15 protein-coding genes and 1 tRNA gene are annotated in these 15794 nt (G+C 48.0%); 6 read left to right on the top strand and 10 right to left on the bottom strand.

The genetic code is table 11. The annotated features are described in order from the left end of the window. Positions 1-18: 18 nt before the first annotated feature. From Q0418_RS07205 to Q0418_RS07180, 6 genes are all read right to left on the bottom strand, one after another. A complete protein-coding gene (locus Q0418_RS07205; RefSeq protein ID WP_298483464.1) occupies positions 19-651 on the bottom strand; it encodes a hypothetical protein in 633 nt (210 codons plus the stop codon). Further along, positions 648-1136, bottom strand: coding sequence for a flavodoxin family protein (locus tag Q0418_RS07200; protein ID WP_298483463.1), 489 nt, complete (start codon positions 1134-1136; stop codon positions 648-650). Before Q0418_RS07200 ends, Q0418_RS07205 begins: the two co-directional genes overlap by 4 nt. Positions 1137-1225: 89 nt before the next feature. After that, positions 1226-2845 (bottom strand): lysine--tRNA ligase, encoded by a 1620-nt coding sequence (gene lysS / locus Q0418_RS07195; RefSeq protein ID WP_298483462.1) that lies wholly within the window; start codon positions 2843-2845, stop codon positions 1226-1228. A 22-nt stretch (positions 2846-2867) separates the two neighbouring features. Then, positions 2868-3338, bottom strand: coding sequence for a transcription elongation factor GreA (gene greA, locus Q0418_RS07190; RefSeq protein ID WP_298483461.1), 471 nt, complete (start codon positions 3336-3338; stop codon positions 2868-2870). 143 nt (positions 3339-3481) lie between these two features. Next, positions 3482-4603, bottom strand: coding sequence for a class I SAM-dependent RNA methyltransferase (locus Q0418_RS07185; RefSeq protein WP_298483460.1), 1122 nt, complete (start codon positions 4601-4603; stop codon positions 3482-3484). Between the two features lie 80 nt (positions 4604-4683). Beyond that, a complete protein-coding gene (locus tag Q0418_RS07180) occupies positions 4684-7176 on the bottom strand; it encodes a transglycosylase domain-containing protein (RefSeq protein WP_298483459.1) in 2493 nt (830 codons plus the stop codon). Positions 7177-7456: 280 nt separating this feature from the next. On the opposite strand from Q0418_RS07180, the gene Q0418_RS07175 reads away from it, so the two are divergent. The 5 genes from Q0418_RS07175 to Q0418_RS07155 all read left to right on the top strand — a co-directional run bounded on the left by Q0418_RS07175 (position 7457) and on the right by Q0418_RS07155 (position 11960). Beyond that, positions 7457-7786, top strand: coding sequence for a hypothetical protein (locus tag Q0418_RS07175; protein ID WP_298483458.1), 330 nt, complete (start codon positions 7457-7459; stop codon positions 7784-7786). A gap of 270 nt (positions 7787-8056) precedes the next feature. Then, a complete protein-coding gene (locus Q0418_RS07170) occupies positions 8057-8536 on the top strand; it encodes an RNA polymerase sigma factor (RefSeq protein ID WP_298483457.1) in 480 nt (159 codons plus the stop codon). Then, positions 8509-9864: a hypothetical protein gene (locus Q0418_RS07165; protein ID WP_298483456.1), complete on the top strand. Its 1356-nt coding sequence runs from the start codon at positions 8509-8511 to the stop codon at positions 9862-9864. Before Q0418_RS07170 ends, Q0418_RS07165 begins: the two co-directional genes overlap by 28 nt. 40 nt (positions 9865-9904) lie before the next feature. Beyond that, a complete protein-coding gene (locus Q0418_RS07160) occupies positions 9905-11263 on the top strand; it encodes a dockerin type I repeat-containing protein (protein ID WP_298483455.1) in 1359 nt (452 codons plus the stop codon). Positions 11264-11336: 73 nt separating this feature from the next. Further along, a complete protein-coding gene (locus tag Q0418_RS07155; protein ID WP_298483454.1) occupies positions 11337-11960 on the top strand; it encodes a hypothetical protein in 624 nt (207 codons plus the stop codon). 169 nt (positions 11961-12129) lie between these two features. Here Q0418_RS07155 and Q0418_RS07150 read toward each other — a convergent pair. After that, positions 12130-12206: transfer RNA gene (locus tag Q0418_RS07150), tRNA-Arg, on the bottom strand. Between the two features lie 178 nt (positions 12207-12384). Here Q0418_RS07150 and Q0418_RS07145 point away from each other — a divergent pair. Beyond that, positions 12385-12963: a hypothetical protein gene (locus Q0418_RS07145; protein WP_298483453.1), complete on the top strand. Its 579-nt coding sequence runs from the start codon at positions 12385-12387 to the stop codon at positions 12961-12963. Positions 12964-12997: 34 nt separating this feature from the next. On the opposite strand, the gene Q0418_RS07140 is transcribed toward Q0418_RS07145, so the two are convergent. Genes Q0418_RS07140 through Q0418_RS07130 form a run of 3 tightly spaced genes read right to left on the bottom strand, consistent with a single transcriptional unit; the run spans position 12998 to position 15401 of the window. Further along, the gene (locus tag Q0418_RS07140) at positions 12998-13309 is read right to left on the bottom strand and encodes a hypothetical protein (protein ID WP_298483452.1); all 312 of its coding nucleotides are present in this window, start codon (positions 13307-13309) and stop codon (positions 12998-13000) included. Between the two features lie 59 nt (positions 13310-13368). Continuing rightward, complete coding sequence (gene spoIIP, locus Q0418_RS07135) at positions 13369-14481, bottom strand: stage II sporulation protein P (protein WP_298483451.1); 1113 nt, start codon at positions 14479-14481, stop codon at positions 13369-13371. A 44-nt stretch (positions 14482-14525) separates the two neighbouring features. Next, positions 14526-15401, bottom strand: a complete 876-nt coding sequence (locus Q0418_RS07130; protein WP_298483450.1) for a polysaccharide deacetylase family protein — start codon at positions 15399-15401, stop codon at positions 14526-14528. Between the last annotated feature and the right edge of the window lie 393 nt (positions 15402-15794).

Below are 15794 nucleotides of genomic sequence, written 5' to 3'. Positions count from 1 at the left end.
TATCTTCATCTATTTCACTTATTCCGGACAATTGCGCAGATCTTTCTTTTTTCCACCGTTTGCCCGGATCATCTGCCGCCATCCCATCTGCGCTGCCATTTTGTAAAGGAATCTGGGCATGCCCACAGAGACATAGTGATTTTCTGTCTGTTTCCGGCTCTGGATCGTATCTGCAAGAATTTGGAGCGTCTTGTCAATTGGTGCTTTCGGCCCTGTTCCAGGCTTGACTTCAGATAGCATGGGAAGTGCACCGCCGCCGCCCACGCCGACGCCGCCTGCCCAGGTATAGCCAGCCTTGACGCACCAGTTCTGTAAGATCTGCAATGCAAATTCTGTCTGAATCCCCTCATAGAATCCGCAGTTGACGATGCCATAGACGGAGATTTCCGGATGATTGGCATACTGTTCCTCCAATTCACAGAGAATGGAAAGGAGGTGAGACGGTATCCCATCAACATAGAGAGGAAAGGAAAATACCCATGCATCTGCCCTGAAGAGCAGTTCAATCTCATTCTCCGGCAGATTTCTGGAATGCAGCCCAATTTCCACGCATTTTGTTCCTTCGGGGAAGAACGTTTTCAGGTCACTCAGAAGTGTTCTGCTGGCACTTTCTTTTATCTTCGGACTGCCGTTCAGAAGTGCAATCGTCATAGCACAACCTCCTCCAGTTCCTGTATGGTTTTGTAGAAACAGATGGTTTTTACAACTCCGTCAAAGTTATCTGCATTCGCTTGCAAAATATTTCTTGCTGTTTCCTTTTCCGCATCGGAAATATTCTCCCCGTAAAAATGTGCCGAGAGGGAAATCTGGTTCGCATATCTGCGCTTATGATGCATTTCACCATCAAGCATGACAAAATCCGGGTGCACATAGGAGATTGCCCTGTCCTGGATTGCCTTTACTGAGGGACTGAATCCACCATAGCAGCATTTGGAAATATAAATCAACTCAATGCATTTTCCCATGGCAATGCTGGTTTTTTCATAGCCGTCATGGATAACACAGATGCCCGGCGTTTTTGCCCAGCATCCGAAACAGCCGATGCAGTGCCGGACGCTGTCTTTCGGTGCAATGAGCTGATGTTCACCACTTACCGTATTGCGGAAATGCGCTAAATCTGTAATAATGAGCTTCATAGAAGTTCCTTTCTGGGTGTCAAGATCCATAAAGAAAGGGAAACCGGCAGGCGGAACATTCCGTCTGCACCGATTCCCCCTGTCAATGCTTACGCTTCTGTATCTTCTTCAGTTTCTTCCTGTCCCAGCTTCGGCAGCGGCCGCATGGTAGGGAACAGCAGAACGTCACGGATGGATGCGCTGTCTGTCAGCAGCATAACCAGACGATCCAGACCCAGACCCAGACCGCCAGTGGGTGGCAGACCATATTCCAGTGCAGTGACGAAATCCTCGTCGACCTCGCCGGTGGTATCGCCCAGCGCACGGCGAGCCTCCACCTGCTTCTCGAAACGTTCTCGCTGGTCTACCGGGTCGTTCAGTTCGGAGAAAGCATTGCCCATTTCACGGGCATAGATGAAATACTCGAAACGCTCTGTAAACGCCGGGTCCTCTGGCTTCCGCTTTGCCAGCGGCGAATTTTCCACCGGATAATCATAAATGATCGTCGGCTGGATCAGCTGTTCCTCAACAAATGCATCGAAGAACGCAATCAGTACGTGACCTTTTGTGGCGTTTTCGCCTTCTTCCACTTCCACGCCCTTTTCCTTGGCGCAGACTCTTGCGTCAGCGTCTGTTTCCCAGTTGTAGTAGTCCACGCCGGCATATTTTTTCACAGCTTCAACCATGGTCAGGCGTTCCCAGGGTTCGCCCAGACGAATATCCGTACCCTGATAGGAGATAATGTCTTTGCCGCAGATCTTCTTTGCCAGGGTCCGGTACATATCCTCAATCAGATCCATCATGCCCTTATAGTCGGTGTAAGCCTGATACATTTCAATGGAAGTAAATTCCGGGTTGTGGGACGGATCCATGCCCTCGTTACGGAAGATTCTGCCTACTTCATATACACGGTCAAAACCGCCGACAATAAGCTTTTTCAGATTCAGTTCCGTCTCGATGCGCAGGAACATGTCCATATCCAGGGTATTGTGGTGGGTGACAAAAGGTCTTGCTGCTGCTGCGATCTGAATGGGCAGAAGCACCGGTGTCTCCACTTCCAGGTAGCCAATGCCATCCAGATACGCCCGGATCTCCCGGAGGATCTGGCTGCGTGTGACAAAGGTTTTCTTCACATCCGGATTCACGATCAGATCCAGATAGCGCTGGCGGTACCGGGTATCCTGATCTTTCAGTCCGTGCCATTTTTCCGGCAGAGGCAGGAGAGACTTGGACAGCAGGGTGATCTCCTGTGCGTGAATGGAGATTTCGCCCTTTTTCGTGCGGAATACAAAACCCTTTACACCGACAATATCGCCGATATCCCACTTTTTGAAGTCCTGTTTGAAGAATTCCTTGCCCACATCGTTGGAACGAATATAGACCTGAATGCGGTCAGTGTCGTCACGGACATCAATGAAGTTGGCACGTCCCATGTCACGCCAACTCATAATACGACCAGCAATGGAAATGGGCTGTTCCTTGAGGGTATCCAGCTTTGCCTGGAGCGCTTCTTCGTCTCCGGCAGCTTCTTCCATGAACCTTGCCTCTGTCTCTTCGTAGGAAGATTTGATAGAAGCCGCTTTTGCCGTCACGTCATATTTCGTAATGGTAAAGGGATCGTTGCCGTCTTTCTGTCTCTGCCGCAGCTTCTCCAGACGGATCTGCCGCAGTACATTACGATCCTGTTCCTGCTCCTGTTCCGGAACAACCGGGTTTGTCTGATTCGCCATTGGTTTCACATCCTCTGTATAATTACTTGCTGATTTCCAGAATTTCAAATTTCAGTTCGCCTGCCGGTGCTTCGATCATGAAGGTATCGCCGACTTTTTTCTTGAGAGCGCCTTTGCCGATCGGAGATTCGTCAGAGATCTTGCCCTCGGAGAAGTTCGCCTCATTGCTGCTGACGATCTGGAAAGTTTCGATTTTACCGGTGCGGAAATTTTTCAGCTTGACTGTAGAACCCAGACCAACTTCGTCAATGGAGATGCTGTCGTCATCTACCTCTTCGCAATTGTCGAGAGTGTACTGAATCTCGGCGATCTGTGCCTCCAGAATTGCCTGTTCGTTCTTTGCTTCATCATACTCAGCGTTCTCAGAGAGGTCGCCCTGTGCACGCGCTTCTTTCAGCTTCTGCGCCATTTCTGCACGGCGGACGGTTACCAGAAAGTCGAGTTCTTCCCGCAGCTTTGCTGCGCCGGATTTAGAGATCTGTTTCTTCGCCATAATATTGATACTCCTTTGATTTTGATCATAGACAATATTCTTATTATAGTATATTTTTCCGCAGTTGTCAACTAGGAAATTGCGGAGAAATGGGAATTTATTTTTCGAATGATTATCCAAACGCCCCCTTTCACATTTCAGAATTATCCCTGATAATAACTCATCAGATTACACTGGATCATGCCGTTATACAGCTTTCTTTTTTTATCCGCTTGCTTGCCGAAGTGCAGTTCAAAGTCTGCGTCCGGCGTAATGATATAACAAGGATGTGCCTTGTCCGCCGGGAAAACACCTCCCATCATCCGATAGATGGACTGTGCGTGCTGAATGTCCAGCATTCGTTCTCCATAGGGCGGATTGCAGATGGTGATTGCACCTTCCGGCGGAACAAAATCCGCCACATCACGCTGGACTATCTCGATCCGGGGTTTCACACCGGCACGGCGGCAGTTTTCCTCTGTCAGAGCAATTGCCTCCGGGTCAATGTCCGAGCCGAATGCCGCAAAGGCTGCATCATGCTTGATGCGACCAACCGCTTCACTCCGTGCTTCCCGCCAGATACTCTGAGGAATCTGTTCCCACTTTTCTGCCAGAAAACGGCGGTTCAATCCCGGTGCCATGCGCATTGCCTTGAATGCTGCTTCAATGAGAATCGTGCCGCTGCCACAGAAAGGATCGCAGACCACGCTGTCGGAATGTACCCGTGCAAGATCCACAATGCCGGCGGCAAGAGTCTCCTTGATCGGTGCAGCGTTGGCGTTCTTCCGGTATCCTCGCTTGTGCAGACCGATCCCGGAGGTATCCAGATAGATCGTGGCAATATCCTTGCGGATGGAGAACTGGATGGGATGGGCTGCGCCGGATTCTGTGAACCAGCTGGTGTGATAGACAGATTTCAGCCGTTCCACAGCGGCTTTTTTGATGATGGACTGGCAGTCCGGGACGCTGTGCAGTTTGGAATTCAGCGCATGTCCCTTTACCGGGAATGCATCATCCTTGCCGATCCACTGTTCCAGCGGCAGCGATTTCACGCCCTGGAACAGTTCCTCAAAGGTGTACGCCTTGAACTGTCCCAATTGGATCAGGACACGTTCTGCTGTAGAAAGGCAGAGGTTCGCTTTGGCGATGACAGAAGCGTCTCCCCGGAACAGAATTCTTCCGTCCTGTGCGGTAATATCCGTACCGCCGATTTTTGAGATCTCAAACCGCAGTGTGCGCTCCAGTCCGAAGTGACACGGACAGCAGAGCAAATAGGTTTCCTGCATGTTTCACACATCCTTATCATTTACTACAAAACCGCCGACAGAATCAGCGGTCTTGTTTTTATCGTTTTATTTTTGTTGTGTTATTGCGCCGGAGTTGTCTCCTGGGCAGCTGGTGCAGTTGTGGCAGCACTGTTTTCCTCTGTATTTTGTGCAGCGGCAGTTTCTGTGGTAGAACCACTGCTTTCATTCTTGGGCTTTGTGGAGTAGGACTTCTTGCATTCGTCGCAGACCGGTGCATTGCTGGATTTCCAGTAGCCAGTAGTGGTGGAACTGCAATTGGGTCCGGCGATCTTACCGGATTTTGCGCAGACCTTATTTTCAATAACACTGCTTGCTGTGGGATATTCAGCGCCTGTGTCCAGGTTGTTTGCGTATTCACCAATGATGTTGTACCAGATCTGTGCGGATTTGATCTTGTGATCTTCAATTTCAGAACGTTCTGTATAACCGAGCCATACGCCGCTGACGAAGTCCTCTGTCAGTCCTACGAAGGTCAGGTCATTCCAGTCCTGGGTCGTACCGGTTTTACCTGCCACATGCTTTTTTTCCAGCTTTGCTTTCTGACCGGTACCATTGTTGACAACATCCTGGAGCAGCTTGTTCATGACATATGCCGTCTCGCTGCTGACTGCCTGATGGGGATTTCCGTCATTTTCGAAAATGACATCTCCCGCACCCTGCACCACCTTGCTGACGAGATGTGCTTCATACTGCGTACCGCCGCTGCCGTAAGGAATATAGCCGTTTACGAGATTTTCCAGTGTTACGCCGTAGGTCAGCGCACCTACTGTCAGGGGAGAATATGCGATATCGGTGTGTCCATCGCCGGAATCCTCACAAAGATCCAGCCCCATGCGTGTGGTTGCAAATTCAAATACTTTCTGAGGGGTTAATGCATCACAAAGCTGTGCCGGAACGGTATTGTAGGATTTTTCCAATGCCTCATAGATCTTCAGATCCTTATGGCTGATGGACATGGCGGAGCTGTCTTCGCTGTAGTTTGTCGGCCATTTTTTACCTTCCACCTCGATGGGTTCATCCTTATAAACGGAGCCCCAGTGGATCAGGTCGTTTTCCAGCGCCAGTCCATAGGTGGTCAGAGGCTTAATGGTCGAACCTGGCTGACGAGGTTCCATGGTAGCGTAGTTAAAGCACAGAGAATCTGTTTTTTCTCCTGTAGCACCTACCACAGAGAGGATCTCGCCTTTATAATTCATAGCAATAAATGCAGATTCCGGATATACGATTTCCGAAGAAGTATATTCACCGTCTCCGTCTAAATCCTGCCACTTTGCCACCCGGTCTTTCTCCACCAGGTTATTCAGATCCAGATATTTCTCTTCCACATATTTCTGCATATCCAGATTGACGGTGGTATAGATCTGATAACCTCCATGGTTGATGCGGGAGATGGCCTGCTGTCTGGTCAGGTTGAATTTCTCGCCAAGATAATCCGCAACTTCATACAATGCAGCGTCAATGATCCAGGAAGTCGGGCCGTTTACGTCCTTTTCTTCTTCCTCCTCTTCTTCCGGATGTGCCGCCTTGTATTCCTCGGTGTCTGTGAAAATCAGTTTTTCATGCAGTGCTGCCTGGTATTCATCATAGGTCAGTGCGCCATTGTCGTACATTTGCCACAAAACGTATTCCTGACGATCCTTGTTCTTGGCACGTCCGGTGTTGACCCATTCACCTGTGACATCATCGGTATACCCGGCAAAAGGATTGAGGGTTTCCGGGCTTTTCGGAATAGCCGCCAGACAGGCTGCTTCAGCCACATCCAGATCAGCGGCACTCTTGCCGAAATATTTTTGTGCAGCATGTTCAATGCCGTTGGAAGTACCGCCGAAGCCGATATAATTCAAATATGTCTCCAGAATCTTGTCCTTGGAATAGGCACGTTCCAGTTCCATAGCACGGAAGATCTCACGAATCTTACGGGAAGGAGACTGTTCGCTGTCGCCGGTGATATTTTTGATGAGCTGCTGTGTAATGGTAGAACCGCCCTGGTTGGTATCGTAAATATGGACGAACATATTGACAAATGCGGAGAGGGTACGCTTATAATCGACGCCATCGTGGGTGTAGAAGCGTTCGTCCTCGGCACAGACAAAGGCATCCCGGACATGTTGAGGGATATTGTCGATGCTGATGGGGATACGCTGAGAGGCATTGCTGACCTCATAGATCTCCACCCATTCGCCGGATTCGTCCTGGGCATAGATATTGGTATTGTAGGACAGTTCCATTTCCTCAATGGTGACATTCGAAACATCTTCCCGGAAGTTCATGACATAGACCACAAGAGCGGTGGTAACGATCGTGCATGTAATGATGAGGATCAGAAACAGCGCTGCCAGGGTAGAACCGAGAATGGACAGGGTCTGCCGCAGAACAGGAAACCGCTTGCCCTTTGCAGTTGGCTCGTCCAGTTCCGGGCTGTGATAGGGATATTCCGGAGTACCGGTGGGGCCGTAATAATGCCGCTGAGGTGCACCGGATCGAGCCTTTGGCGGTCGCTTGGGATTTGTCCCGCCAGCGGTATTGCCTTTTTTCATTTTGTTATTTTCCATGATCATGGATCCTTTCGAAGTGTCTGCACGAAACCGTGCAGGGAAATGATACAAATGCAGCAGAGAACCATGCTGCAAAAGGTGCAAAAATCGATACACATCTATTATAACACATTTTTTTCCCGATGTTAAGAGGTGCAGCGGATTTTCTTTGAAAAATATGCAGAATGTATAAACTTGCGAATTCTGGCAAGAATATTTCTGGTACTTATGGCAATACTGCACAAAGCCGCCAGGCACTTTTTGTGCGGTGTTCCCCTATAGAAAGGAAGGGTGTTTCATGGAAAAACGAAAGATCGCATGGATGCTGCTCACTGCCATTACTATCTCTCTGGTGATCGTTGCCGGATCGTTAACTTTGAGTATGCGGCAGGAGCGCAGCGCTGCCCAGGGGGTGACTACAGAGGAACCAACCACAGAGCCGGGTTATGTACTGAAGATCACAGACGGACAGATCGGGCTGTTTCGGATGGGGAGCAGTGTGCCCTATCAGCGGCTGGACATGCCTTTGAATCTGCTGTCGGACTATGACCGGGAACAGCTGGAGGAAGGTATTCCGGTGGCGACAGAAACGGAACTGCGGCAGCTGGTGGAGGATCTGACATCCTGATATGGCTATGAGAAATTCAGAGAACAAAAGGGGCTGTTGCAGGGGCAGAAAAATCCGGATTAACGGGTCGATGTGGGCATCGTACCGTTTCCCTCTTGGATTTTGACTGCTTGCAACAACCCTTTTTTCCCTTTTCATTGTATTTCCCCAGAAACTATGCTAAAATAAAGAAAAAGCATTCTTCAATATTCACAAAATATTTACAATAAAAATCGCAATTTTTTCCTTTTCATTCGTCTAACACTATGAAGGGAGGTAATCGGGGAATCCATGGATCTAAAAGAACAATACAAAAAAATATTCCAATATTGCTATTTTCGCATTCCCGACAGTGAGACCGCCGAGGACTTAACCCAGGAGACCTTCCTTCGATTCCTGGAGCACCCGGAATATCAGAAAAACGGCTGCGAATTGCAGTATTTATATACCATTGCACGGAATCTGTGCATTGATGAATACCGTAAGACATCCCCGGAGGAATTGCCGGAGGAGATACCGGATGGGTCAGATCTGGAGATGGAACTGACCAACAGCCTCACACTTCGCAGCATTATGGAGGCTCTGCCGGAGGAGGAACGGGAAATTATTATGCTGCGGTACATCAATAAGGTATCTGTTGCAGATATCAGTAAAATATATCACATATCCTGGTTTGCAATGAACCGCAGGATCAAAAAGATCCTTGCAAAAATGCGGCACGAATTTGAAAAGGAGGGGTTAGAATGCGCCGAAAATTCAGACGGGAACTGAAAAATCTGAACAAAGCTTATGATTTTCCGAATCCGACCCGTGAAGAGGCTTTTTTTCAGAATCTGGAAGAAAAAACGAAAAAAAAACCGCTGTATTTTCTGATTCTGGAACATAAGGCAAAAGTCTGCCAGGCAGCAGCTGTGTGCACAGTCGTGATCGTGATGGCTGGAGGATACGGTGTTTATCAAAATTACAGAAACGGGAGCGGCAGTATTCCCATAGCAGATGTGGAAGATTCTATCATTGAGACAGATATGTCTGGTAAAACGGCAGAACAGACTGCCCCTGGGAATACACAGGAAAATCTCCCCGCTGTGGATGAAACAGTGACAGAAACCGTTGCTCCCGTAACAACTGATCTGCCAGTTGTTTCCCAGAGCGAAACGGAGGTACATACTAGCGAAGTGCGTCAGACCAGTCAGCAGCAGGTGACTGCTGCAATTGTACAAGCAATACAGTCCCGGCAGACCACAAAAGCTACTGCTACAACACAAAAAGAAACAAGGGTAACCAAAGAAACTACCCGGACATCCCAGGCAACGACTATGACAAAGCGGACAACCAAAACAACTGCGGCTGCAACAACGACAGCAAAGCCTGCATCGACGCAGACAACAGCAGCCAGTACGGTTACTTCCACAAAGCCGTCCGGCAGTCAGACAACGCCATCGGAAGAGGAAAACAATGGTGCAGCAACCGTTCCGCCTGCCAGCAATGGTGAGGGAACAGCGGCGAGTGCGGATTATCGCGTGACACCGGTATATCGCTATGAGAAAACGGATACGATTATGGATATCGGCAGTTATCCTGTAGGAGATCTGCCGACGGATGATGTGAATCCCGTTATTCCGTGGATGATACAAGCAGAGTGTTCGGATCAGATCGTTTCCGGAACGGTAATCGGGCTGACCTATACCAGAATTGGAAATGAACTCTGGACACAGGTGGATCTTGTGATCACAGAGGTTTATCATGGTACAATGCAGCAGGGGAATATGATATCTGTCTATGAAAAGGGCGGCTATATTCCGCTGTCAGAATATCTGGCACTGCGTCCGGAATTGTCTTCCATGTTTCCCATGACTGAGGAGGAAATTCAGAATGCGACCTGTTTTGATTCGTATACCCAGGAGACTTCTTCATCGCTGGGAGAAACTTGCCTGTATTTTTTGCGACAGGGTTCCAGCGATGTTCCAGCAGGTGCGTATCAATATGTAAGCAATGCGGACGAATCCCGGTATCAATGGGACGGCAGCAGCCTTGTCAATGTGCTGAATCGTTCTGATACTTTTAAAAGAGAAGAGCTTGCGGCATATCTTCTGGGCTGAAATAAGAAGAGATCAATGTGTTATGAAAGGAGAACCCCATATGAAAAAATCAATTGCAGTACTGACAACCTTTGCACTATTGACAAGTGCAGTACAATTTCCCGTTCTTGCGGCAGAACCGGATAGCAAAACGATTCCCTTTGACGTGCCGGATACCTATGAAGAGACAGTGGATTTTCTGAACAATTACGGCAATATTTACGTGCAGGGAGAATACATCTGCTTCTGCGGAGATTTTACAGAATTCCCCGGCATCGTGAATAGCTTTTCATCCGAGAATTCCACTGCGGAGTTTGAGATCATGTCGGAGGAATCCTATAAAGTGTATGGTCTGGAAGACGGCTGGCACCATAGTGTGATGGTATTTCAGGCGAAATCCGCTGGAACGCTGGACTTCACCTGGACAGAGGATACTTCAATCATGCAGAATGAACCTGTTGGCACCTACGCCCAAGAGGTTTACCATTTTACCTTTTCTGTAGATGACCAGCTTCAGATTACGGAAACAGATATTTTTGCATTCACCCCGGATGGGTTCTACGAAGCGCAGGCGTTTGCGCAGGAGAACGGAACCGTTTCCATTCAGAACGGTTATATCATCTATTGCGCAGAATGCTGTCGGGATGGTGGTTATGAAGTCTTTCTGGAAACAACGGAGCCTTCTCTGGCATACGATGTTGTTTCCGAAACATATTTGTCGTTGAAGTATCCGGAAGGATGGCCGCCGCCTGGCGGTAGTACCAACTATTTTGTACAGGTACTGAAACCCAAAGGAACACGCGGCTATCTGAAACTGATCTGGACGCAGAAGCAGGACTGGGATGGCGGACTTTCCTCTGAACCCATCTGGAAAGTCTTTGATGTTGCACCCACAACGTCGGATATTCAGGATATTACTGACTTGACAGATTTCTGCACCGGCGTCAGAGTGATCGACAATGATACCTATGAAAATGTGCCGGATGTGACGCTCGGCTTATACCCATATTGCGACTGCATTGACCCGGAACCCATTCTGACCTGGAATACCAGCGAGGAGCCGGAACGTTATTTTGATTATGTAGATAGGAATCTCTATCCCGGAGATTATTATATTGGTATTGTTTCCATGCCGGAATGTTATTCCATTATGGAAAATCAGAACACCTGGACATTGAACGGTGAAGCTGAAATTTGCATCAAACTTGCCGCAGATGCAGAAATAGAAACGGATCTGGGAGATGTAAATGGTGACGGCAAATGCACCATTGTCGATGCGGTGACACTACAAAAATGGCTGCTTGGAACTGGCGAACTGCCAAAGTGGAGAGCGGCTGATATGAACGGTGATAAAACGGTCAATGGCTTTGACCTTGCTTTATTAAAAGCGGCATTGCTGGAAAAGATCGTGCCCAGCTGAAATTAACGTAAATAGTCTGACAGAATCGGATATCCTTAGCCTTACAGATGGTGAAGTGACGGCGCTTTACAATATGCTGGAAGCGGGAAAGCTGGAAACTATAACATACAGCTATCCATTCCCAGAGGGATTTGACCCCAATGGCTCAACCTTCGTGGCATATCGCTATCGTGCTGATGACGGAAATTTCCTGTATGCTTCTGCGGAAACAGATGCAGAAGCAGAGACTTTTGCACAGGAATTCTTCGTTCCGGAAAATGATAGCTATACATTTCATGGCTGCGAAAAGGTTTATTCCGATGAAAAATTCTGGATCTATCGTTCCTATTACAGCAATCAGAACGTGACAGATAAGCCCTATTATGTCATTATCTACAACAAGAACTATTATGATATGGCTGCTGGACAGCTGCACTTTGCGCTGAATGAAGAAAATCTTCTGGAATTCCTGTCCATACGAGGTATTAGCTATAACCTGAAATCCTTCTATACAGAAACAGAGGAGCAGGTCACACTGAGTTTCTACAGCGTTGGCTATGCAGTTGCTGGTGACTGGGGCATCAATGATGCTATCGAGATCAGGAAAACCAGTATCACCGTGGATAAAGCCACAGGCACTTTCCGCAAAACCAGTCATGAAACGGTAAAAGCAGTGGAACTTCCCGGAACTGCCCGGGATTGTGAAGTGGTTTCCTGAGCAGATCATCTATTGTTGATAAGGCGTCAGTAATGTTCCGACTGTGCGCTTTAGATATGTGACAAGTTATTATGAACTGTAAGCATGTCGAAATCTCGTTCCAATGATAATACGTCACAAAAAACCACCTGTAGGATGCAATCATTCCTACAGGTGGTTTTTTCTTCTTTGGTACGCCTGATGCGATTCGAACGCACGACCTTCAGAGTCGGAGTCTGACACTCTATCCAGCTGAGCTACAGGCGCATATTTCATATCAGGTGGAAAACTGTACAAAAAAGAATCAGTACATTCATGCAAATTGCTGAATCTTCGGGAGAATCACCTGACGACTATATTATTATAGCACATCCTCTTGAAAAATGCAAGGGGTTATGCTATAATAAATCAGGAAATTCGAAAAAAATTTTCAGAGGTGAAAAAAATGCAGGAATATTTGTTCGTAATTCTAAGTCAGACCGGTACAAATGTCGCTCGAATTATCAAAATGTTCACAAAAAAGCCGTATAACCATGCTTCAGTTGCCGTTGATCTGACCCTAGAAGAGGTCTATAGCTTTTGCCGAACCTATCGTCGGTTCCCTCTGCCGGCGACATTCAACCAGGAAATTATCGGGAAGGGGACGCTTGGCAGGTTTTTGATGATCCCCTGTGAGATTTATGCCATTCCGGTTTCTTCCGACTCTAAGCAGGAGTTTCTGCAATATCTGGAGCACTTCAAACGCAACCGTTCTCAGTACTCTTACAATATTCTGGGCTTGTGTACTACATTTTTGCATATTCGCTGGACAAGGCAGAATAAGATGCACTGTTCTGAATTTGTCGCCAGACTGCTTCAACATACCGGCGTGAAACTGGAGAAAGCGCCTTCCCTCTATACCCCAGACGATTTGCGGTATATTCCCAATGCCATGCTGGTTTATCGGGGCGAGCTGAATTGCTTTTATGCCATGCATGGGGAGAACCTGCCGCTGCCCGTGCACCAACTGAATGAGGTAGTTTAAAACGTGTTCGCATATTCGTTTTCTTCGAATTACTCTATCTTGCAAATAGCAACTGCCACAGACTGATTGCGCAGTCCCCGGCATTGCCCGGCAGTGTGCTGATCCAGAGGTACAGGTCTTCGTCCCACTCTGGAAGCTCCCATTCTATGGATGTCTCTGCCAGGGAGAGAGAAGCATGGTTGTCTGGCTCAATTGTCAGCTGTGCCATGACCACCTGTTCATGGGAGAGCCGGTTATAGGAACGTGTGCGCACCAGGAGAAAGCCCCAGAGAAATCCGCACAGCAAAAAATACAGCAAAACAGCAGTACAGAGATACTTCCATTTTTTCTTCGTCCGGGCTTTCATGAAAAATATCCTTTCTTCTGGCAGGAGTTGTTGTCTTTGAAGCAACTCCTTTTTTGTATCTATTTTTGCAGCTTCAACAGCGTCTGTGCCAGAGATTTTCCCACTAGTTCTCCGGCGTACTGTGCCTGTTCCAGTGTATTTCCGTGGGTACCGATCTCCAGCAAGAGACTTCCGGTGGTCAGATCCTGATTGTACTTTCGATAATCAAAAAGAATCGGACGTGTCAGACCCGGGTACATACTTTCCATATTGCCCTGAAGCTGACAGGCAAAGTGAAAATTCTCCAGATAATTGGGCATATCCATTGTACCGTCATCACAGCCGGAGATGATCATGACCTGTGCAGATTCCTTTCCGTCGATCTCCACCACAGGCTGTGCCAGCGTATTGCCATCCTGGATGGCGTCCCGGTGGATATCCAGCACCACGCAGATAGAGGGGTACTTCTCCAGTATTTTTTTGACTGTTTCGGCACTTCGTTCGTAGGAACCGTTATAGGAAGGATAGTCGTGGATGGTGGTGTCATGAATGGTGGCGATACCGGCTGCCTCCAGCTGTTCTGTGATAGCATTCCCAACAGATACCATATTATACGCCGGGTCAGTGGTGCGGTAGTTGAAGCCGGGGTCGAAGCAGGAGCGAACATAAGGCTCAAAGGATTCTGTGGTATGGGTGTGCATGATCAGCACCTGGGGTTCACTGTTGGTTTCAATGGTAAAGGACGGCGCTTTTGAGCTTTCGGTAATCAGTTCGTTGTTGGAGATGCTGGTTTTATTTTGTACCTGTCCGGCAGTAAAGAGACTAAAAAAACGTGTGCCGGAATAGGTTCCATAAGAGGTGCGTTTGATACTGGTATCCGCACTGAGGTTCCAGCTGGTGGGATAGGGTTTGGCACCGGGATTGTCAGAGGGAACCACAGGTGATCTGACAGCTTCTGCGGCAGGTACAGTTTCTTCCTCCCAGCCAAATCCGTCAGATGCCACATTCCATGTGACCGTATCCTCCTGGTCGTACCAGGGGTCTGTGTCAGCGTGGATTGCTTCCGACTGAAAGGCGGCGGAAGAATGCACCTCGCTGCTGCTTCGCTGTAACGCAGCTGTCATCGGAAGAATTGCCATGGCTGCGAGAAAGCAGACAAATGTCCATTTTCGACGTCTGTGACGTCTGCGCATATGTATCATCTCCTGTTATTGAATGCATTGTGCATTGAATCACTCTATTTGTCGTTTTCGGATAAAACACGTGACATATACTGTTCTGTATTGCAATTGCCCGGACGGTTGTAGCGGCTGAGTCCGTACAGACAGGAGGGATCCTGCGTAATAAAATTTGGCTTTTCCAGGCAGGTCAGTGTGATGCGGAACCCGCACTCTTTCAGTACTGGCTTACTCTCTTCACTGATAAAGCCATAGGGATAGGCGAAGATCACAGGCTGCATTTGCAGTTCTTCCTGAAACCGGGATTGTAACAGGGAGACATCTTCATATAAAATGGAATGATATGTTTCCTCGGATTCCCATTCCAGCTTGGCACAGCCCTTTCGCTGGTCGTCGGAATGCATATCATATGTATGACTGCCCAGTTCAATGCGCTCACATTTTTGCAGCTGACGCAGATCATCCCAGGTCAGGTATGAGTATACATCGTTGTGTGGTGCATCCGGGGCATATACATCGGTGAACGCTCCCACAACGGATATCACAGCGCACATATCATATTCTTTCAGAATGGGCAAAGCAATACGCATATTGTTGTAAAAGCCATCGTCAAAGGTCAGCATAACGGGCTTTGACGGCAGGGAACTGCTGCCCTCAGTATAGGCGATGAGTTCGGCGGCAGAGACAGTCTCGTAGCCATGGTCGTGGAGATATTGCATATCTTGGCGGAAAGTCTCCGGCGAGACGCAGTATTCCGTCTCAGGCATATCTGTGACGCTGTGATACATCAATATGGGAAGTGTTACGCCGCCGGTGCTGTCCACGGCTGCAAAATGCTGCTTGCCGGCACGGGTCAGCAGGATCGCCGCCAGGATTAGTACCAGATCGAATGCGGCGTAGCGAAGAAATCGGCGGATGTTCCAGCTGTGATACATTGCTCTGCCTCCTCACATGAGATGAACAGGTTCCTTGTGTTCTTTGGCAACACCGCGCAAAGAGCATGACATCTTTGCACGGTATTGCCTTTTCTTATCTTATGCAGTTGTTTGACGGAACAGAACCGGATACCGTAACTATATCGTCAATATGCATAGAAAAGTTTTGAAAATCAGGAGAAAACTTTAAGATATATTCAATAAATGTGTGTTATACTATAATTATAGTATAAGGATTTGTATATTGCATTCAATTTGCGTTGTGCAGACTGCGTTCTGTCTGCACCAAAGGAGAAACCGAGGAAATGGATTTGTTTGAGGAAACATAGGGCAATACCACACAAAGATTGTGCGTCAGATGCGCCGTCAGATTTTTCGTCAGATGAAACAAAA

Origin of the sequence: uncultured Ruminococcus sp., from assembly GCF_937915125.1 — a bacterium.
Classification (GTDB): domain Bacteria; phylum Bacillota; class Clostridia; order Oscillospirales; family Ruminococcaceae; genus Ruminococcus_C.
The sequence above is the reverse complement of the archived record's forward strand: the minus strand, read 5'-3'. Positions and strand labels throughout refer to the sequence as shown.